The 20,088-nt window shown below is 66.5% G+C and carries 13 protein-coding genes; 12 read left to right on the forward strand and 1 reads right to left on the reverse strand.

Going from position 1 to position 20,088, the window contains the following annotated elements; translation table 11 throughout:
- Positions 1-30 precede the first annotated feature (30 nt).
- Positions 31-2,352 carry a putative bifunctional diguanylate cyclase/phosphodiesterase gene (locus ACOYR4_RS02270; RefSeq protein WP_422848486.1) on the forward strand — a complete coding sequence of 774 codons (2,322 nt, stop codon included), beginning with the start codon at positions 31-33 and terminating at the stop codon, positions 2,350-2,352.
- Positions 2,353-2,375: 23 nt separating this feature from the next.
- Here ACOYR4_RS02270 and ACOYR4_RS02275 read toward each other — a convergent pair whose 3' ends face one another.
- Positions 2,376-3,314 (reverse strand): ChaN family lipoprotein, encoded by a 939-nt coding sequence (locus ACOYR4_RS02275; protein ID WP_422848487.1) that lies wholly within the window; start codon positions 3,312-3,314, stop codon positions 2,376-2,378.
- Positions 3,315-3,385: 71 nt separating this feature from the next.
- On the opposite strand from ACOYR4_RS02275, the gene ACOYR4_RS02280 reads away from it, so the two are divergent.
- From ACOYR4_RS02280 to ACOYR4_RS02330, 11 genes are all read left to right on the forward strand, one after another.
- A complete protein-coding gene (locus ACOYR4_RS02280; protein WP_422848488.1) occupies positions 3,386-5,341 on the forward strand; it encodes a type IV pili methyl-accepting chemotaxis transducer N-terminal domain-containing protein in 1,956 nt (651 codons plus the stop codon).
- Complete coding sequence (locus ACOYR4_RS02285; RefSeq protein WP_422848489.1) at positions 5,338-6,060, forward strand: response regulator; 723 nt, start codon at positions 5,338-5,340, stop codon at positions 6,058-6,060. The genes ACOYR4_RS02280 and ACOYR4_RS02285 overlap by 4 nt, the downstream gene beginning before the upstream one ends.
- A 186-nt stretch (positions 6,061-6,246) precedes the next feature.
- Positions 6,247-7,539 (forward strand): MFS transporter, encoded by a 1,293-nt coding sequence (locus ACOYR4_RS02290; RefSeq protein ID WP_422848490.1) that lies wholly within the window; start codon positions 6,247-6,249, stop codon positions 7,537-7,539.
- Between the two features lie 21 nt (positions 7,540-7,560).
- A complete protein-coding gene (locus ACOYR4_RS02295) occupies positions 7,561-8,970 on the forward strand; it encodes a NarK family nitrate/nitrite MFS transporter (protein WP_422848491.1) in 1,410 nt (469 codons plus the stop codon).
- Between the two features lie 34 nt (positions 8,971-9,004).
- Complete coding sequence (locus tag ACOYR4_RS02300; RefSeq protein ID WP_422848492.1) at positions 9,005-12,802, forward strand: nitrate reductase subunit alpha; 3,798 nt, start codon at positions 9,005-9,007, stop codon at positions 12,800-12,802.
- Positions 12,803-12,825: 23 nt separating this feature from the next.
- Positions 12,826-14,349, forward strand: a complete 1,524-nt coding sequence (gene narH / locus ACOYR4_RS02305; protein WP_422848493.1) for a nitrate reductase subunit beta — start codon at positions 12,826-12,828, stop codon at positions 14,347-14,349.
- Positions 14,350-14,371: 22 nt separating this feature from the next.
- Positions 14,372-15,073, forward strand: a complete 702-nt coding sequence (gene narJ / locus ACOYR4_RS02310) for a nitrate reductase molybdenum cofactor assembly chaperone (RefSeq protein WP_422848494.1) — start codon at positions 14,372-14,374, stop codon at positions 15,071-15,073.
- The gene (gene narI / locus ACOYR4_RS02315) at positions 15,070-15,804 is read left to right on the forward strand and encodes a respiratory nitrate reductase subunit gamma (RefSeq protein WP_209816440.1); all 735 of its coding nucleotides are present in this window, start codon (positions 15,070-15,072) and stop codon (positions 15,802-15,804) included. The genes narJ and narI overlap by 4 nt, the downstream gene beginning before the upstream one ends.
- A 27-nt stretch (positions 15,805-15,831) precedes the next feature.
- Positions 15,832-16,773 (forward strand): peptidylprolyl isomerase, encoded by a 942-nt coding sequence (locus ACOYR4_RS02320; RefSeq protein ID WP_422848495.1) that lies wholly within the window; start codon positions 15,832-15,834, stop codon positions 16,771-16,773.
- Positions 16,774-16,825: 52 nt separating this feature from the next.
- On the forward strand, positions 16,826-17,503 hold the full coding sequence (locus ACOYR4_RS02325) for a carbonic anhydrase (RefSeq protein WP_110961660.1): 678 nt from the start codon (positions 16,826-16,828) through the stop codon (positions 17,501-17,503).
- A 99-nt stretch (positions 17,504-17,602) separates the two neighbouring features.
- Entirely contained in the window at positions 17,603-20,050 is a 2,448-nt protein-coding gene (locus ACOYR4_RS02330; RefSeq protein ID WP_422848496.1) for an adenosylcobalamin-dependent ribonucleoside-diphosphate reductase, read from the forward strand.
- Positions 20,051-20,088 lie beyond the last annotated feature (38 nt).

Raw genomic sequence — 20,088 nt, forward strand, 5'->3', positions numbered from 1 at the left:
GTGAAATCAACAAGGAGCGCAAGAAGCGCAATGGGCAACGAGGGCTATGCCTCATCACTGGTCCCCTGGCGGGGCATGCTGCTGTACCTGGTGCTGGGGGTGGCCTGGGTGTTTGCGGGCGATGTGTTGCTGGCCCACTGGGTGACCGATCCGGCCCTGCTGACCCGTTTTCAGACCTGGAAGGGCTGGGGCTATGTGGCGCTGACCAGCGGCCTGGCCTGGTGGCTGCTGCGGCGCATGCGCCGCGCCGAGAAGGTGCGCATGGCCATGGCGCAGGAGCTGACGCAGATCGTGCGCCACGCGCCCGCCGGTTTTGCGCGGGTGGCGCTGGATGGCAGATTCTTATGGGCCAACACCCGCCTGTGTGACCTGCTGGGCGCTGAGCCCGTGCAGACGCTGAGCCTCAATTTCCGCGATGTGATGATTGCCCAGGACCCTGACTGGGCCGCGTCGCAGCTGGAGCGCCTGCTGGCCGGCGAGATCGACCACTATGTGGGCGAGCGCCACTGCCTGCGGCTGGACAACGGACGCCGGGTGCCCGTGCTGTGCACCGTGACGCTGGCGCCCGAAGTGGGCGATGAGCCCGCGCACCTGGTGTGTGTGGTGCAGGACCTCGACGAGATCAAGGCCGCGCGTGCCGCGCTGCAGCGCAGCGAGGCCCGCCAGCGCCTGGCCGCCACGGTGGTGGACAACACCATGGAGGGCGTGGTGGTGACCGATGCCCACAGCCGCATCCTGTCGGTCAACGCCGCGTTCACCCGGCTGCTGGGCTATACCGAAGAAGAGCTGCTGGGCAAGACCCCGCGCGTCTTCAAGTCCGGCCGCCACGACAAGGCGTTTTATGAGGCGATGTGGTCGGCCCTGACCGAGACCGGGTACTGGCAGGGCGAGATCTGGAACCGCCGCAAGAACGGCGAAATTTTCCCGGAGCACATGTCGCTGTCGGCCGTGCGCGACCCGGCGGGCGAGATCACGCATTACGTGTGCATGTTCACCGACATCTCCGAAGAAAAGGCCCAGCAGCGGCAGCTGGAATACCTGGCGCACAACGACCCGCTCACCGGCCTGTCCAACCGCACCTGGTTCGGGCACCAGCTGGAGCTGGCGGTGCAGGAGGCCCAGGGCAGCGGCGAGCACATTGCGGTGCTGCTGCTCAACCTGGACCGCTTCAAGGATGTGAACGACAGCTATGGCCATGCCACGGGCGACGAGGTGCTCAAGCACATTGCGCGGCAGGTGCAGTCTGCCCTGCGGCCTGGGGATGTGCTGGGGCGCATGGCGGGCGACGAGCTGGCCGTGGTGGCGCGCAACCTGCGCCATGCCGACGGTGCGGCTGCCGTGGCGCGCCACCTGATCCGCGCGGTGGCCGAGCCCTGGCGTTCGCCCGACGGGCTGGAGGTGGTGGCGGGCGTGAGCGTGGGCATCTGCATGTTCCCAGAGCATGCCGGCACCACCGAGCTGCTGCTGCAGGGCGCCCACGCGGCGGTGTACGGTGCCAAGGCGCGCGGCCGGGGGGCCTGGTGTTTCTTCCACGAAGCCATGACCCAGGCGGCCCGCGAGCGGCTGGAGCTGGAGTCGCGCCTGCGTCTGGCACTGGCCCAGGGCCACCTGCAGATGTACTACCAGCCGCAGATTGATATCGCCACCGGCCGCATCCAGGGCGCCGAAGCCCTGGTGCGCTGGAACGACCCTCAGGAGGGGCTGATTTCGCCCGCACGCTTCATCCCCGTGGCCGAGACCTCGGGCGTGATTGGCCCGCTGGGCGAATGGTTGGTGCGCGAGGTCTGCCGCCAGGGCCAGCAATGGCGCGAGGCGGGGCTACCCCCGCTGAACTTGGCGCTGAACGTGTCGCCGCGCCAGTTCCACCTGACCGACCTGGCCGGGTGCACGGCGGCTGCGCTGCAGGCCAGCGGGTTCCCGGCGGCCCTGCTCGAGCTGGAGATCACCGAAAGCGCACTGGCCGAGCGCACCGAAGAGGCCCGCCAGGTGCTGGTGCGCCTGCGCGAGCTGGGGGTGCGCATCGCGGTGGACGACTTCGGTACCGGCTATTCGTCGCTGGCGCAGCTCAAGCGGTTTCCCATCGACGTGCTCAAGATCGACCAGGGATTCATCCGCGATATTCCGCAAAGCGAGGACGACATGGCCATCAGCGCCGCCATCATCGCCATGGGGCACAGCATGGGCCTGTCGGTACTGGCCGAGGGCGTGGAGACCGAGGGCCAGCTGGCCTTCCTGCGCGAGCGGGGCTGCGACGCCTACCAGGGCTACCTGTGCAGCCGCCCTGTGCCTGCGGACGCGTTCGTGGCGCTGCTGCGGGCACAGGCCGAGTCCGCCCCCACCGAGCAGGGCTGACGGGGCGGACTTAGATCAGTCTCTTAGACCTTCTGGCCCGGCGGCGCAGGGCGCCATTGCTCGCGCAACTCGGCGCACACATCGCGTGGGGGCAGCGCCGGGGTCTGGACCACGGCATCGGCTTGTGCACCTGATTTGATAGCTACAGACGCATGTTCCACCTGCGCTACCACCACTTTTGACACCAAGCTGGCGGGCCAATGTGTGGGCACGCCCAGGTGGCGCAGCACATGGCCGCCGCCGGCCACCAGCAGCACCGTCTGGCCCGATCGCAACGCCTCCTGGGCCGTCTGGGCCAGGCTGGCGTCGCGGGCGATCTGGATGCGGGCCATGGGCGCGATTTGCGACTCGGGCAGCAGGCCGCAATGGCCGTCCCGCATGGCCTGCTGCTGCTCGGCCAGCGCCGGGGCGGGCAGGTGCTGGTCGAGGGTGGTGTCGGCCATGGCGGCGCGCATGCGCGTGCGGGGCAGGTTGCCGCCCAGCACCGGCACTCCTGCGCCCACGGCAGCCATGACCACCGGGCCATAGGCCTTCCAGGGCCAGGCCGCGTCGTCCCACTGCAGGGCGGCACGCGCCTGGGCCTCGCTGGCATCGCGGGGCAAGCCCTGGGTGCTGTGCCCGCGCTCGGCCATTTCCATCACCAGGGCTGCCAGCTGGCCCCGGCTGGCGAGCCAGGCCACCGTCTCGCGCTGCAGGCGCTGGTGGTCCGGGGCGTCGTGCTGCTCGCCCAATAGCAGCACGTCGGCGGGCAGCAATTGCTGCAGGCGCTCCGGCCAGGCTGCCGCGGGCACCACAGTGGCAGACTGCGTGGACGGGGATTGCGTGGCCTGGAGGGCAGGGCCCGCGCAGCCTGCCAGGGTAGCCAGGCAGACCACGGCCAGGACGGTGGAGACGGGGTGCCAGAGGGGTGCATGGCGGGTGCGGTGGGCGGACTGGAGAACAGGGCGGCTCGGCGTGTGCATCCGGCCATGCTAGCGGGCGCGCACTTGACGCAGGTCAAGAACCGCACAAAACCCCTTGCCTACACTGCGCCATGCGCTCGCGGCCCACCCTTTCCACCAAGCTCCTGGCCATGGGCGCCGGATTTTTGCTGGTGGCCCTGGCTTCCATCGGGCTCACCTTGTGGGTGACCTGGAAGCTCGAAGGCGGCGCGGCCGCCGTCAACGAGGCGGGCCGCCTGCGCATGAACATGCTGCGCATGGTGCTGGTGCTGCAGACCGAACCTCCCGAGGCCGTGCAGGAGCGCGCCCGCCAGTTCGACGCCAGCCTGGAGTTGCTGCGCACGGGCGATCCGTCGCGCCCGCTGTTTGTGCCGTGGAGCGACGAGACGCGCACGCGGTTCGACGGCATCCGCGCCCGGTGGGCGGAGGCCCGCACCGGGTGGGTCAGCGCCTTGCCCCCCGACCGGGCCCGGAACCTGGCCGAGGCCGATGCCTTTGTGCAGCAGGTGGACGGCTTTGTGGATGCCATCGAAATCCAGATCGCAGGCTGGACCGCCGCGCTGCACCTGTTCCAGCTGTTCATGATGGCGCTGGCCATCGTAGCAGCCGTCACCTTCATGGCCGTGAGCTACCTGCTGGTGATCAACCCCGTGGCGCGCCTGCAGCAGGCCCAGGCCCGGCTGCGCCAGGGCGAGCTGGGCACCCGGCTCCCGGTGGACACCGACGATGAGTTCGGCCAGCTCTCGGCCGGCTTCAACCTGATGGCGCACGCGCTGCAGGCCTCGCACGACGAGCTGGAGCACAAGGTGCGCGAAAAGACCGCCAGCATCGCCGTGCAGAACCAGCGCCTGGCCGCCCTGTACGAGGTCAGTGCGCTGGCCAGCACCGCCAGCAGCCTGGAGCTGCTGGCCCAGGGTTTTGTGCAGCAGATCCGCCGCGTGGCGGGCGCCGATGCCGCCGCCGTGCGCTGGTCCAACGAGGCCAACGAGCGCTATGTGTTACTGGCTGGCGATGGCCTGCCCGTGGCCATGGCCGAGGGCGAACATTGCCTGCACACCGGCAGCTGCCTGTGCGGCCAGCCGCAGGAGCAGGCGCGCACCCGGGTCATCCCCATCACGCCATCCACCGAGGTCGCCTTGCCCCACTGCCGCGATGCAGGGTTTGAAACCATGGTCACCATCCCCGTCAAGATGCAGATGCGCATGCTGGGCGAGGTCAACCTGTTCTTCCGCTCGCCCGTCGAGATGACCGACGAGCTGCGCGATCTGCTCGAAGCCATGACCCGCCACCTGGCCAGCGCCATGGAGGGCCTGCGTGCCACCGCGCTGGAGCGCGAGGCCGCCGTGGCCGAGGAGCGCGGCCTGCTCGCCCGCGAGCTGCACGACTCCATCGCCCAGTCGCTGGCCTTCCTCAAGATCCAGACCCAGCTGCTGCGCGACGCCGTGGCGCGTGGCGACGATGCCAAGCGCGACCGCAGCATCGGCGAGCTGGATGTGGGCGTGCGCGAGTGCTATTCGGATGTGCGCGAACTGCTGGTGCACTTTCGCACCCGCACCAGCGAGGAAGACATTGAATCGGCGCTGCGCGCCACCTTGTCCAAGTTCGAGCACCAGACCGGCATGGTCACTACGCTGGGCATGGTGGGCCATGGCCTGCCACTGGCGCAGGACGTGCAGATCCAGGTGCTGCACATGGTGCAGGAGGCGCTGTCGAACGTGCGCAAGCACTCGGGCGCCACGCGGGTCGATGTGCTGGTGCACCGCCACCCCCGCTGGCGCTTTGAGGTGCAGGACAACGGCACGGGTTTTGACGTGACCGCCGTGCCGCCCGATTCGCTGCACGTGGGCATGGGCATCATGCGCGAGCGGGCCCAGCGCATTGGCGCCGTGGTCCAGGTGGAGTCCGCGCCAGGGCAGGGCACCCGGGTGTGCATCGAGCTGCCTTCGGTCGTGCCTGCCCAGACCGTGGCCGTTGCTCCTGAAGGGCCATTGGCTCAAGCAGCCCACGCTGCCCAGGTCGACATTCCCCACACCGCCACCACTCCATGACGAACCAAGCTGCCTCCGCCACCGCATCCTCTCCCCTGGTCACGCTGCTGGTGGTGGACGATCACACGCTGTTCCGGCGCGGTTTGATCGCGCTGCTGAGCCAGTACGAGGGCCTGTCCGTGGTGGGTGAGGCGGGGGATGCCGCGCAGGCCCTGCGGCTTGCGCCCCAGCTGCAGCCCCAGGTCATCCTGCTCGACAACCACCTTCCCGGCGTGATGGGCGTGGATGCGATCCAGGGGCTGCGCGAGGTGTCGCCCACCTCGCGCGTGCTCATGCTCACCGTGAGCGAGGACGCGCAGGACCTGGCGACCGCGCTGCGCAATGGTGCCCAAGGCTACCTGCTCAAGACCATCGACGGCGAGCTGCTGGCCCAGGCCATTCACCGCGCCGCCCGGGGCGAGCCCGTGGTCAGCCCTGAGCTGATGGGCAAGCTGGTGGCGGCGTTCCAGTCGCAGGGCGCACCCGAGGCGCCCCCCGCGCCGATGGCACCGGCCGACGCAGCGGCGACTGCCCCCAACGGTTTCACCCCCCTGTCGCCGCGCGAGGAAGACGTGCTGCGCGAGATCGCCCGGGGTGCGAGCAACAAGGAGATCGCCCGCACGCTCGACATCGCCGAGACCACGGTGAAGATCCACGTGCAGCACATCCTGCGCAAGCTGGGCCTCAGCTCGCGCGTGCAGGCAGCGGTGTACGCGTCGGACCGGCAGCGCGGGGAATAGCGCGGGCTCCTGCGCGCGGCGTGCAGGCGCTGCTGCCGTGCAACACATACTCCATAGTTCTTTCGGACGATGCCCTGTACCGGGTGACTAGTCCCTCTGCCGCGCTGCACACCCTCTAGCGAAGGATGTGCAAAAGCCTCTGCGCACGCGACCATTCCTCTCATGCAAAAAGAGAGGAATCGCGCAATGGCCAACGCAACTTTGCCCCCGGGCGACAGCCCGCAGCGCACCCGTCAGGCGTGGTCGGTGCTCATCGTCAGCACCTTCGCCTTCACCGTCTGCTTCATGGTCTGGATGATGTTCAGCGTCATCGGCATCCCCATCAAGAAGATGCTCAACCTGAACTCCACGCAGTTCGGGCTGCTCATGTCCATGCCCGTGCTCACCGGCTCGCTGGTGCGGGTGCCGCTGGGCATCTGGACGGACAAGTTCGGCGGCCGCATCGTGATGGCGGCCGTCATGGCCGCCACGGTGCCCGCCATCTGGATGATGGGCTACGCCACCGAGTACTGGCACTTCCTCACCATCGGTCTGTTCGTGGGTTTGGCGGGGGGCTCGTTCTCGGTGGGCACGCCCTACGTGGCCCGTTGGTTCCCCAAGGAGCGCCAGGGCACGGCCATGGGCGTGTACGGCGCGGGCAACTCGGGCGCAGCCGTCAACAAGTTCGTGGCGCCCGTGATCCTGGTGGCCTTCGGCTGGACTATGGTGCCGCAGGTGTACGCCGCCATCATGCTCGGCACGCTGGTGCTGTTCTGGCTGTTCAGCTACAGCGACCCGGCCCATCTGGTGCCCAGCAACGTCAAGTTCACCGACCAGCTCAAGGCGCTCAAGGACCCCAAGGTGCTCAAGTACTGCCAGTACTACAGCATTGTGTTTGGCGGCTACGTGGCGCTGTCGCTGTGGATGGTGCAGTACTACGTGGGCGAATACGGCCTGGACATCCGTGTGGCCGCATTGTTGGCCGCCTGCTTCTCGCTGCCTGGCGGCGTGCTGCGCGCCATTGGCGGCATGTTGAGTGACAAGTACGGCGCCCACAGTGTGACCTGGTGGGTGATGTGGGTGAGCTGGATCTGCCTGTTCCTGCTGAGCTACCCGCAGACCGACTTCACCATCCTCACGGTTAACGGCCCGCAGACCTTCCACATCGGCCTGAACGTGTACCTGTTCACTGGCCTCATGTTCCTGCTGGGCATCTGCTGGGCCTTTGGCAAGGCCAGTGTCTTCAAGTACATCAGCGACGATTACCCCCACAACATCGGCGCCATCAGCGGCATCGTGGGTCTGGCCGGTGGCATGGGCGGCTTCGTCTTGCCCATCCTGTTCGGTGCGCTGATGGACCTGACCGGCATCCGTTCCAGCGCTTTCATGCTGATGTATGGCGTGGTGTGGGTCTCGCTCATCTGGATGTACTTCACCGAAGTGCGCAACACCCGTCTCATGGGTTCGCAAAGCGCCGCCGCACAGACGGCCGCCCGCTGATTTTTTCCAAGGACTCTCACCATGTCTGCCACCACCACCAGCGGGCGCCAGGGGCGTCTGCTCACCCTCTGGGCCCCGGAGGACAAATCGTTCTGGGAGCGCGAAGGCGAGGCCATCGCCAAGCTCAACCTCTGGATCTCGGTGCCCGCGTTGTTCCTGGCCTTTGCCATCTGGCAGGTCTGGAGCGTTGTGGCCGTGAGCCTGCCCGGCCTCGGCTTCAAGTACTCGACCAACCAGCTGTTCTGGCTGGCGGCGGCGCCCGCGCTCTCGGGTGCCACACTGCGCATCTTCTATTCGTTCATGGTGCCGCTGGTCGGTGGCCGCCGCTGGACGGCGATCTCCACCGCCTCGCTGCTGATTCCGGCGCTGGGCATCGGCTTTGCGGTGCAGGACAACACCACAGCCTACCCCACCATGCTCATCCTGGCGCTGCTGTGCGGCCTGGGTGGCGGCAATTTCAGCTCCAGCATGGCCAACATCAGTTTCTTCTTTCCGAAGGAGCGCAAGGGATCGGCGCTGGGTGTGAACGCGGGCCTGGGCAACCTGGGCGTGTCGGTGGTGCAGTTCCTGAGCCCTCTGGTCGTCACGGCCGGCATTTTTGGAGTTTTTGGGGGTGATGCCCAGACCATCGTCAAGAACGGCCAGACCGCACAGGTCTGGACGCAGAACGCCGCCTTCATCTGGGTGCCTTGGATTGCGCTGACCGCGCTGGCGGCCTGGTTTGGCATGAACGACATTGCCGACGCGCGCGCTTCGTTCGCTGCGCAGGCCGCAATTTTCAAGCGCAAGCACAACTGGCTGATGTGTGTGCTGTACCTCGGCACCTTCGGCTCGTTCATCGGCTATGCCGCAGGCTTTCCGCTGCTTATCAAGAGCCAGTTTCCCAGCATCAACCCCCTGGCCTACGCCTGGCTGGGACCGCTGGTGGGTGCGGTGGTACGGCCCTTTGGGGGCTGGCTGGCCGACAAGCTCGGCGGTGCCCGCGTCACGCTGTGGAACTTCATCGTCATGGCCATCGCCGTGGTCGGTGTGACGGTGTTCCTGCCATCGGGCGGTAACGAGGGCCAGTTCGCCGGCTTCTTTGTGTGCTTCCTGGTGTTGTTTCTCACCACCGGCATCGGTAACGGCTCCACCTTCCGCATGATCCCCGTGATCTTCCTGACCGAAGCCATGCGCGGTGTGGACCCCCGCAACGTGGCGGCTGTGGCCCAGGCCAACAAAGAAGGCAACACCCTGGGTGCTGCCACGCTGGGTTTCACCGCCGCCATGGCGGCCTACGGCGGGTTCTTCATTCCCAAGAGCTACGGCAGCTCCATCGCGCTGACCGGCAGCCCCCACGCCGCGCTGTGGACGTTCTTCGCCTTCTACCTCGTGTGCATCGTGATCACCTGGTGGCACTACGCGCGCAAGAACGCCGCCATGCCTTGCTGATGACCCCTGAACAGAACAGAACAAGGAGCCCCCGATGAGCCATTTCCTCGATCGCCTTTCGTACTTCTCGCAGCCCCGCGAGACCTTTGCCCAGGGCCATGGCCAGACCAACGGTGAAGACCGCACCTGGGAAGACGCCTACCGCGACCGCTGGGCGCACGACAAGATCGTGCGCAGCACCCACGGCGTGAACTGCACTGGCAGCTGCAGCTGGAAGATCTACGTCAAGGGCGGCATCGTCACCTGGGAAACCCAGCAGACCGACTACCCCCGCACCCGCCCCGACCTGCCCAACCACGAACCCCGTGGCTGCGCACGCGGCGCCAGCTACAGCTGGTACCTGTACAGCGCCAACCGCGTGAAGTACCCCATGGTGCGCGGCCGCCTGCTCAAGCACTGGCGCGCCGCCATCGCGCTGGCCAAGAGCCCGGTCGATGCCTGGGCCAGCATCGTCGAGAACGATGCCTCGCGCAGCGAATGGCAAAAGCAGCGCGGCCTGGGCGGCTTCGTGCGCAGCACCTGGGACGAAGTCAACCAGATGATCGCTGCGGCCAACGTCTACACCATCAAGAAACACGGGCCGGACCGCATCATCGGCTTCTCGCCCATCCCGGCCATGTCGATGATTTCGTACGCCGCCGGTTCGCGCTACCTGAGCCTGATCGGCGGCGTGTGCATGAGCTTCTACGACTGGTACTGCGACCTGCCTCCCAGCAGCCCGCAGACCTGGGGCGAGCAGACCGACGTGCCCGAGTCGGCCGACTGGTACAACAGCTCGTACATCATTGCCTGGGGCTCCAACGTGCCCCAGACCCGCACGCCCGACGCGCACTTCCTGACCGAGGTGCGCTACAAGGGCACCAAGGTCGTGTCCATCACGCCCGACTATTCCGAAGTGGCCAAGCTGGGTGACTTGTGGATGCACCCCAAGCAGGGCACCGACGCCGCCGTGGCGATGGCCATGGGCCATGTGATCCTGAAAGAGTTCTACTTCAAGGACGGCGGCAAGGGCCGCAGCGCGTACTTTGATGACTACGCCCGCCGCTACACCGACCTGCCGCTGCTGGTGGTGCTCAAGGAAAAGACGCTGCCCGATGGCCGCACGGTGATGGTGCCCGACCGCTATGTGCGCGCCAGCGACTTCCCCCATCAGCTCGACCAGTCCAACAACCCCGACTGGAAGACCGTGGGCTACGACGAGCTGGGCCAGGTCACGCTGCCCAACGGCTCCATCGGCTTCCGCTGGGGGGCCGACGGTCGCACCGACCAGGGCCTGTGGAATCTGGAGAACAAGGACGCGCGTACCGCCAATACCGTCAAGCTCAAGCTGTCGGTGATCGAGGATGGCGCGCAGGCCCACGACGTGGCCGATGTCGCCTTCCCGTACTTTGGCGGCGTACATGCGCCGAACTTCACGGCCAATGAACAGGGCAGTGACGTGATGGTGCGCCGCGTACCGGTGTCCCATCTGGAGCTGTCCGGCCACGAGGCCCAAGGCCGTGTGATGGTGGCCACGGTGTTCGACCTGCTGGCCGCCAACTATGGCATTGACCGGGGCCTGCCTGGCGAAGAGCAGGGCGTTACCTACGACAGCGACCGCCCCTACACCCCCGCATGGCAAGAAAAGATCACCGGCGTGCCACGCGACCAGGTCATCACCGTGGCCCGCCAGTTTGCCGACAACGCGCACAAGACCCACGGCAAATCCATGGTCATCATCGGCGCGGCCATGAACCACTGGTACCACAGTGACATGAACTACCGGGGCATCATCAACATGCTGATGCTCTGCGGCTGCATCGGCCAAAGCGGTGGCGGCTGGGCGCACTATGTGGGCCAGGAAAAGCTGCGGCCCCAAACTGGCTGGACGGCGCTGGCCTTTGCCCTTGACTGGATCCGCCCACCCCGCCAGATGAACAGCACCAGCTTCTTCTACGCCCACACCGACCAGTGGCGCTACGAGAAGCTGGGCATGGAAGAAATCCTCTCGCCCCTGGCCGACAAGAAGGCCTATCACGGCGCACAGATCGACTACAACGTGCGCGCCGAACGCATGGGCTGGCTGCCATCTGCACCCCAGCTGAAGACCAGCCCGCTGCAGGTGGCCAAGGACGCTGCTGCTAAGGGCATGGACGCCAAGGACTACGTGGTGCAGTCGCTCAAGAACGGCAACCTGCAAATGAGCTGCGAGGACCCGGACCACCCTTCCAACTGGCCGCGCAACATGTTCGTGTGGCGCTCCAACATCCTGGGCTCGTCGGGCAAAGGGCATGAGTACTTCCTCAAGCACCTGCTGGGCACCACCCACGGCGTGCAGGGCAAGGACCTGGGCCAGGACGAAGCCAAGCCCGAGGAAGTGCAGTGGCACGCCAAGGCCCCGGAAGGCAAGCTGGACCTGCTGGTCACGCTCGACTTCCGCATGAGCACGACCTGTTTGTATTCGGACATCGTGCTGCCCACCGCCACCTGGTACGAGAAGAACGACCTCAACACCAGCGACATGCACCCCTTCATCCACCCGCTGTCCACCGCCGTGGACCCTGCCTGGCAGGCCAAGAGCGACTGGGAGATCTACAAGGGCTTCGCCAAGGCCGTGAGCGAGGTCAGCGTGGGCCACCTGGGCGTGGAGAAGGACGTGGTGCTCACGCCCATCATGCACGACACAGCGGGCGAAATGGCCCAGCCTTACGGCGTGCGCGACTGGAAGCACGGCGACTGCGATCTCATTCCCGGAAAGACCGCACCGCAGGTCACGGTGGTGGAGCGTGACTACCCCAACCTGTACAAGCGCTTCACGGCCCTGGGCCCGCTGATGGACAAGGTCGGTAACGGCGGCAAGGGCATCGGCTGGAACACGCAGACCGAAGTGGGTCAGCTGGGCGACCTGAACGGCCGCGTGAAGGAAGAGGGCGTGACGCAAGGCATGCCCCGCATCGTGAGCGACATCGACGCCACCGAAGTGGTGATGATGCTGGCCCCCGAAACCAACGGCCACGTGGCCTGCAAGGCCTGGGAAGCCCTGGGCAAGCAAACGGGCCGCGACCACGTGCACCTGGCACTGCACCGCGAGGACGAGAAGATCCGCTTCCGCGACATCCAGGCGCAGCCGCGCAAGATCATCAGCTCGCCCACCTGGTCGGGCCTGGAAAGCGAGAAGGTCAGCTACAACGCGGGCTACACCAACGTGCATGAGCTGATCCCATGGCGCACCCTCACGGGCCGCCAGCAGTTCTACCAGGACCACCCCTGGATGCGCGACTTCGGCGAAGGCTTTGTGAGCTACCGCCCCCCGGTGCACCTGAAGACGCTGGAAGAAGTCGAAGGCAAGAAGCCCAACGGCCACCGCGAGATTGCGCTGAACTTCATCACGCCGCACCAGAAGTGGGGCATCCACAGCACGTACAGCGACAACCTGATGATGCTCACGCTGAACCGGGGTGGCTCGGTGGTGTGGCTGAGCGAAGATGACGCCAAGAGCGCCGGCATCGTGGACAACGACTGGGTCGAGCTGTTCAACGCCAACGGTGCCATTGCGGCCCGCGCGGTGGTGAGCCAGCGTGTGAACCCCGGCATGGTGATGATGTACCACTCGCAAGAGAAGATCATCAACACCCCCGGCTCCGAGATCACGGGCACCCGTGGCGGCATCCACAACTCGGTCACGCGCATCGTGCTCAAGCCCACCCACATGATCGGTGGCTACGCGCAGTACAGCTACGGCTTCAACTACTACGGAACCATCGGCACCAACCGCGACGAGTTCGTGCTGGTGCGCAAGATGGACCGCATCGACTGGATGGATGGCGAAGCCGCTGCATCCGACCACGCCTGAAGCCGAAGACAAGGAGAAACACGATGAAAATTCGCGCACAAATCGGCATGGTGCTCAACCTGGACAAGTGCATCGGCTGCCACACCTGCTCGGTCACCTGCAAGAACGTATGGACCAGCCGCCCCGGCGTGGAATACGCCTGGTTCAACAACGTCGAAACCAAGCCCGGCATTGGCTACCCCAAGGAATGGGAGAACCAGGACCGCTGGAATGGCGGCTGGGTGCGCAGCCCCGACGGCTCCATCGCGCCCCGCCAGGGCGGCAAGTGGAAGCTGCTCATGCGCATCTTCGCCAACCCCAACCTGCCGCAGATCGACGACTACTACGAGCCCTTCACGTTCGACTACGACCATCTGCAGGCTGCGCCTGAAAGCAAGGCCGCACCCACGGCCCGCCCACGCAGCCTGATCACCGGCAAGCGCATGGAGAAGATCGAGTGGGGCCCGAACTGGGAGGAAATCCTGGGCGGCGAGTTCAGCAAGCGCAGCCAGGACAAGAACTTCGACGATGTCCAGAAGGACATCTACGGCCAGTTCGAAAACACCTTCATGATGTACCTGCCGCGCCTGTGCGAGCACTGCCTGAACCCTGCCTGCGTGGCATCGTGCCCCAGCGGCTCTATCTACAAGCGCGAGGAAGACGGCATTGTGCTGATCGACCAGGACAAGTGCCGTGGCTGGCGCATGTGCGTGAGCGGTTGCCCCTACAAGAAGATTTACTACAACTGGCAGTCGGGCAAGGCCGAGAAGTGCATCTTCTGCTACCCCCGCATCGAGGCGGGCCAGCCGACCGTGTGCTCCGAAACCTGCGTGGGCCGCATCCGTTACCTTGGCGTGCTGCTGTACGACGCGGACCGCATCCAGGAAGCCGCCAGCGTGGAGCGCGACCGCGACCTGTACCAGGCCCAGCTCGACATCTTCCTGGACCCGAACGATCCGGACGTCATCAAGCAGGCGCGCATCGACGGTATCCCCGACAGCTGGATGGAAGCCGCCCGCAACAGCCCCGTCTACAAGATGGCCGTAGACTGGAAGGTGGCCCTGCCGCTGCACCCCGAGTACCGCACGCTGCCCATGGTTTGGTATGTGCCGCCGCTCTCGCCCATCACGGCCGCCGCCAACGCGGGCCATGTGGGCGTGAATGGCGAGATCCCCGACGTGTCGCAACTGCGCATCCCCGTGCAGTACCTGGCCAACTTGCTCACCGCAGGCGACACCGGCCCTGTGGTGCGCGCGCTGGAACGCATGCTGGCCATGCGCACCTACCAGCGCGACAAGCATGTGGAGCAGCGCCAGAACCTGTCGGTGCTCAAGCAGGCGGGCCTGTCGATGGCCGAGGTCGAAGAGATGTACCAGGTGATGGCCATTGCCAATTACGAAGACCGCTTCGTGATTCCGTCGGCCCACCGCGAGTATGCCGAGAACGCCTTCGACATCCGGGGCGGCTGTGGCTTCTCGTTTGGCAACGGCTGCTCGGATGGCGCGACGGAAGTCAGCATGTTCGGCGGCAAGAAGCCGCGGACCATCCCGATCAAGGCCACGGTCTGATCGCACACAGGAAGGAATCACCATGTTCAAGAAGAACCCGACCTCCGTGCGCCTGACCCTGCGCGCCCTGGGCTACCTGCTGAGCTATCCCGACGCGCAGCTGCGCAGTGTGATGCCGCAGCTCATCGATGCGCTGCAGGCCGAGCAGGCCCTCACGGCCGAGCGCATGGACGAGCTGAAGGCCGTGTGCCAGCACCTCGCCGCGCTGGACCCACTGGAAGCCGAGGCCCGCTACGTGGACAACTTTGACCGGGGCCGCCAGACTTCGCTGCACCTGTTTGAGCATGTGCACGGCGACTCGCGCGACCGGGGCCCGGCGCTTATCGACCTGCTGCAGACCTACGAAAAGGCGGGCCTGCGGTTTGAGGCCGACGAGCTGCCCGACCACCTGCCGGTGGTGCTGGAGTTTGCCTCCACCCAGCCACCCGCCGTGGCCAAGGAGTTTTTGGGCGAAATGGCCCACATCCTCAACGCCTTGTTCAGCGCCCTGGTGTCGCGCAACAGCCCTTACGCCAGCGTGATCGCTGCGGTGCTCGAAGTCTCGGGCCAGCGCGTGCAGTCGGTGGCGCTCACACCCGAGCCGCCCATGGACGAGGTCTGGGCCGAGCCCGAAGCGTTCGGCGGTTGCAGCACCCAGGGCCAGTCCAAGCCTGACCAGCCGCAACCCTTGCATTTTGTCCGTACCCCCCGCGCCGAGCGGGCCCCCGAAGGAGTCTCAGCATGACTACCCCCTGGCTCGATACCCTGTTGTTTGGCATCTATCCCTACATCTGTCTGGCCGTGTTCTTCATCGGCAGCTGGGCGCGGTTTGACCGCGACCAGTACACCTGGAAAAGCGACTCGTCGCAGCTGCTGCGCACCGGCAGCCTGCGCTGGGGCAGCAACCTGTTCCACGTGGGCGTGCTGTTCCTGTTCTTCGGGCACACCTTTGGCATGCTGACGCCGCACTTTGTGTATGAGCATTTCATCAGCGCGGGCAACAAGCAGCTGATGGCCATGGTGACCGGGGGCATTGCGGGCCTGCTGGCCTTCGTGGGCATCTCCATCCTGCTGCACCGCCGCCTGTCGGACGCGCGCATCCGCGCCACGTCCAAGACCAGCGACATCGTGCTGCTGATCCTGCTCTGGCTGCAGCTGGCACTGGGCCTGGCCACCATTCCGCTGTCGGCCCAGCACCTGGACGGCTCCATGATGATGAAGCTGGCCGAGTGGGGCCAGCGCGTGGTCACCTTCCGCAGCGGCGGTGTGGAGCTGCTGGCTGAGGCGGGCTGGATCTTCAAGGCCCACATGTTCCTGGGCATGAGCATCTTCCTGATCTTCCCGTTCACCCGCCTGGTGCATGTGTGGAGCGGCTTTGGCACGCTGGCCTATGTGCTGCGCCCTTACCAGGTGGTGCGTGCGCGCCGCCTGAACCTGCCCGCTGGCCACCTGCAGTCGCAAGACCGCCGCGCCTGAAACCCACCGACCATCCAGGAGCACACCATGAGCGGATGTGGAACCGGGAGCTGCGGATGCGGCTCCACCGACAGCAGCGCGGCAGCAGCCCCTGCCAGCACGCTGACCCCCACGCAGACTGCGGCCTACGAGGCCCTGGTGGCGACGATGGCCGATGCACCCGTGCAGGCGATGTCCGCGCCCGCAGCAAGCGGGCCAGGCGCAGTGGCTGGCATCGCACGCATCAACGGCGTGGCCCTCAACGCACCACACGAGTTGCTGGACAAAGAGGCCCTGCGCCAACGCGCCTGCACCGAGCTGCTGCGCCAGGCGGCCCAGCAGGCGGGGTTGCTATCGGCCGACGATGTGCCGGGCGCCCTGGGTGCTATCAGCACCGAGGCCTCCGACGCCATCGAGCAGCTGCTGGACCGGGAGCTGCCGATCCCCGATCCGTCGGAAGAAGCCTGCCGCCGCTACCACGAGGCGCACCCTGCAGCGCACGCCCAGGGCGAGCGCGCGCAATTGCGCCACGTGCTCTTTGCCGTTACACCGGGTGTGGATGTGAAGCAGTTGCGCCTGCGCGCCGAGGCGCTGTTGATCGACTTGCGCTGCGCCGATGACGGTGGTGCAAAGTTTTCCGAGGCCGCGGCCCAGTGGTCCAACTGCCCCAGCGGCCAGCAAGGCGGTGAGCTGGGATGGCTCACCCGCGCCGACTGTGCGCCCGAGTTCGCCCGCGATGTGTTTGGCAGTGCCGAGATCGGTGTGCTGGCCCGCCTGGTGCACAGCCGCTTTGGCCTGCATGTGGTGGAAGTGGTAGCGCGTGAAGCGGGACAACAGCCCGCGTTCGAGGACGTGCGCCAGGCCATCGCGCTTACCCTGCGCCAGCAGGCCTGGGTGAACGCGCTGCGCCAGTATCTGCAACTGCTGGCAGGTGCTGCGGTGGTCGAAGGGGTGGCGCTGGACGCAGCCGAATCGCCGCTGGTGCAGTAACTGCGCAGCACACCTGTTGAACCCTGTTGCCTCATCCCCTCATTGCCCGCCCATGCCCGACGAGTTGCTGGACCGTTTGCGCCGCTTCCATGACGACGCCTTTCCCCAGTACCGCCAGCAGTTCCAGGCGCTGGTGGACGAGGGGCAGCATCCCACGACGCTGTTCATCGGGTGCTCCGACTCCCGCCTGGTGCCCTACCTGCTGACCGGCGCGGGGCCGGGCGAGCTGTTTCTGGTGCGCAATGTGGGGGCCTTCATCCCGCCCTACGACGGATCGCACGGCCACCATGGCACCACGGCGGCCATCGAGTTCGCGGTGCTCAACCTGAAGGTGCGCCGCATCGTGGTGTGCGGCCACAGTCACTGTGGGGCTATCAAGGCGATGTATGGTGAGGTCTCGCCCGAGGCCCCCAACCTCAACCGCTGGCTGGACCTGGGGCGCGAGGCCCTGCTGCCCATGCAGCCGGGCCCCGAGGTGTTGCGCCGCACCGAGCAGCGCGCGGTGGTGCTGCAGCTGGAGCGCCTCATGGAGTACCCCATGGTGCGCAGCCGGGTGCAGTCGGGCCAGATCAGCCTGCACGGATGGCACTATGTGATCGAGGATGGCGAGGTGCATGTGTTTGATGTGCAGACCGGCGGGTTCGTGCCCGCCTCGCAGTCGGACCACAGCGGTACCGGCCCCTACCAGCCCTATGTGGAGCATGACGGCCAAGTGCTGGTGGACGAGTGATCGGTCCCTGCTTGCCAGGAGCCGGCATTCGGAGTGGAATGAGCGCTCCTTGACCGAACGCAACCCCGTTTCAGCCCGCAACCCAAATCATCGGCCCCCATGAAACGCGAACCCCAGCCCCCTCTCCACCCCACCGCTTCCCTGCAGCCCATCAGCCTGGATGTGCTGAGCGAGAAATACCTCAAACCCGGCGAAACCACGGCCGACGAGCTGTACCAGCGCGTGGCGCGGGCCCTGGCTTCGGTCGAAAAGCCGGAGCTGCGCGCAAAGTACGAGTCCTTATTCCTCGCCAACCTGAAGGCGGGCGCCATCGGCGCGGGCCGCATCATGAGCGCGGCGGGTACCGACATCCAGGCCACCCTCATCAACTGCTTTGTGCAGCCCGTGGGTGACTGCATCCAGGGCGTGGACGACGAAGGCTTTCCGGGCATCTACGAAGCCCTGCGCGAGGCGGCCGAGACCATGCGGCGCGGCGGTGGCGTGGGCTACGACTTCTCGCGCATCCGCCCCAAGGGCGCGCAGGTCAAGGCCACGGCCTCCATGGCGTCGGGGCCGTGCAGCTACATGAACGTGTTCGACCAGTCCTGCTCCACGGTGGAGAGCGCGGGCGCACGCCGGGGCGCGCAGATGGGCGTGCTGCGCATCGACCACCCGGATGTGCACGAGTTCATCACCGCCAAACGCACGCCGGGCCGCTGGAACAACTTCAACGTGTCGGTCGGCGTGTCGGACGCGTTCATCCAGGCCGTGCAGAACAACGCACCGTGGGAGCTGGTGCACAAGGCCCGCCCCGGCGCCGCCCTGCTGGCCCAGGGCGCCCACCAGCGCGCCGATGGCCTGTGGGTCTATGCCACCGTGCAGGCGCGCGAGTTGTGGGACACGATCATGAAGTCGGCCTACGACTTTGCCGAGCCGGGCATCCTGTTCCTGGGCCGCATCAACGAAGACAACAACCTGCATTACTGCGAAGACATTGCTGCGACCAACCCGTGCGGCGAACAGCCGCTGCCGTCGTATGGCTGCTGTGACCTGGGACCCATCATCCTTACCCGCTTTGTGCGCCACCCCTTCGGGTTTGGCGGCGTGGCCGCGTTTGATTTTGACGCCTTCACCCAGGCCGTGGCGCTGCAGGTGCGGGCACTCGACAACGTGCTGGATGTGACCTACTGGCCGCTGCCGCAGCAGCGCGACGAGGCCATGGCCAAACGCCGCATTGGCGTGGGCTTTACCGGCATGGGCAACACGCTGGCCATGTTGTGCCTGCGCTACGACCTGCCCGAGGGCCGCACCATGGCCGCGCGCATTGCCGAGTGCATGCGCGATGCTGCCTACGCTGCGTCGGTGGACCTGGCGCGCGAGAAGGGCGTGTTCCCCAAGTTCGACGCCACCGGCTATCTGGCAGAGGGCACCTTCGCCAGCCGCTTGCCAGAGTCGCTGCAGTCGGCTATCCGCGCGCACGGCATCCGCAACAGCCACCTGCTGTCGATTGCCCCCACGGGCACGGTGAGCCTGGCCTTTGCCGACAACGCCTCCAACGGCATCGAGCCACCGTTCTCTTGGATGTACAAGCGCAAGAAGCGCGAGTCGGACGGCAGCACCACCGAATACGCGGTGGAAGACCACGCCTGGCGCCTGTACCGCGAGCTGGGCGGCGATGTGAACGCGCTGCCCGACTACTTTGTCTCGGCCCTGGCCATGTCCGCGCAGGACCACATCGCCATGATGGAGGCCGTGCAGCCCTTTGTGGACACGGCCATCTCCAAGACCGTGAACATCCCGGCCGACTACCCGTACGAGGACTTCAAGGACCTGTACCTGCAGGCCTGGCGTGCGCGGCTCAAGGGCTTGGCCACCTACCGGCCCAACAGCATCCTGGGCTCGGTGCTCGAAACGCATGCAGAACCTGCACCAGCGCCTGCCGCCGTGGCAGCGCCTGCGCCCGCCGCGCCGCCCGTGGACCCGATGCGCACCGTGATCGAGAGCCGCCCGCAAGGCGGTCTCTCGGCTGTGGCCGAAAAGCTCGAATACTGGACGCAGGAAGGCCACAAGACGCTGTACCTCATCGTGTCCTTTCTGCCCGTACCCACGGGTGTGGGCAACCGCACCGTGGACCGTGCCATCGAGTTCTTCATGCCCGTGGGGCAGAGCGGCGAGTCGCAGCAGTGGATCACGTCCAGCATGCGCTTGCTGTCGCTGGCCGCGCGGGGCGGCTTTTTGGAGCGGGCCTTGAGCGACATGCGCAAGGTCGCCTGGGACCGGGGGCCCGTGCGCCTAGGCACCCACCGCAAGGACGACGGCACGCTGGTGCCCATGTGGCACGACTCCGAGGTGGCGGCCATGGCCTACGCCATCCAGAACATCCTGGCGCGCCGCGTGGCCGACCCGGTGCAGCAGCAATTGCCGCTGGACGAGCCCACCCCGCCGCCCGTGGCCGTGCCCCAGGCCATGGCGGGCAAGAAGTGCAGCGAGTGCGGTGCCCATGCGGTCATCCGCAAGGACGGCTGCGATTACTGCACGCAGTGTGGTCACCTGGGGAGCTGCGGATGAACCGGGCGCCCCACGCGGCCTGTCCCGGTGCGCCTTCT

This window comes from Acidovorax sp. M14 (genome assembly GCF_049331375.1).
Lineage (GTDB): Bacteria > Pseudomonadota > Gammaproteobacteria > Burkholderiales > Burkholderiaceae_C > Acidovorax.

Coding starts and splice junctions, on each gene's coding strand:
- ACOYR4_RS02270 (WP_422848486.1), top strand. CDS start 31: ATGGGCAACGAGGGCTATGCCTCATCACTGGTCCCCTGGCGGGGCATG.
- ACOYR4_RS02275 (WP_422848487.1), bottom strand. CDS start 3,314: ATGCACACGCCGAGCCGCCCTGTTCTCCAGTCCGCCCACCGCACCCGC.
- ACOYR4_RS02280 (WP_422848488.1), top strand. CDS start 3,386: ATGCGCTCGCGGCCCACCCTTTCCACCAAGCTCCTGGCCATGGGCGCC.
- ACOYR4_RS02285 (WP_422848489.1), top strand. CDS start 5,338: ATGACGAACCAAGCTGCCTCCGCCACCGCATCCTCTCCCCTGGTCACG.
- ACOYR4_RS02290 (WP_422848490.1), top strand. CDS start 6,247: ATGGCCAACGCAACTTTGCCCCCGGGCGACAGCCCGCAGCGCACCCGT.
- ACOYR4_RS02295 (WP_422848491.1), top strand. CDS start 7,561: ATGTCTGCCACCACCACCAGCGGGCGCCAGGGGCGTCTGCTCACCCTC.
- ACOYR4_RS02300 (WP_422848492.1), top strand. CDS start 9,005: ATGAGCCATTTCCTCGATCGCCTTTCGTACTTCTCGCAGCCCCGCGAG.
- narH (WP_422848493.1), top strand. CDS start 12,826: ATGAAAATTCGCGCACAAATCGGCATGGTGCTCAACCTGGACAAGTGC.
- narJ (WP_422848494.1), top strand. CDS start 14,372: ATGTTCAAGAAGAACCCGACCTCCGTGCGCCTGACCCTGCGCGCCCTG.
- narI (WP_209816440.1), top strand. CDS start 15,070: ATGACTACCCCCTGGCTCGATACCCTGTTGTTTGGCATCTATCCCTAC.
- ACOYR4_RS02320 (WP_422848495.1), top strand. CDS start 15,832: ATGAGCGGATGTGGAACCGGGAGCTGCGGATGCGGCTCCACCGACAGC.
- ACOYR4_RS02325 (WP_110961660.1), top strand. CDS start 16,826: ATGCCCGACGAGTTGCTGGACCGTTTGCGCCGCTTCCATGACGACGCC.
- ACOYR4_RS02330 (WP_422848496.1), top strand. CDS start 17,603: ATGAAACGCGAACCCCAGCCCCCTCTCCACCCCACCGCTTCCCTGCAG.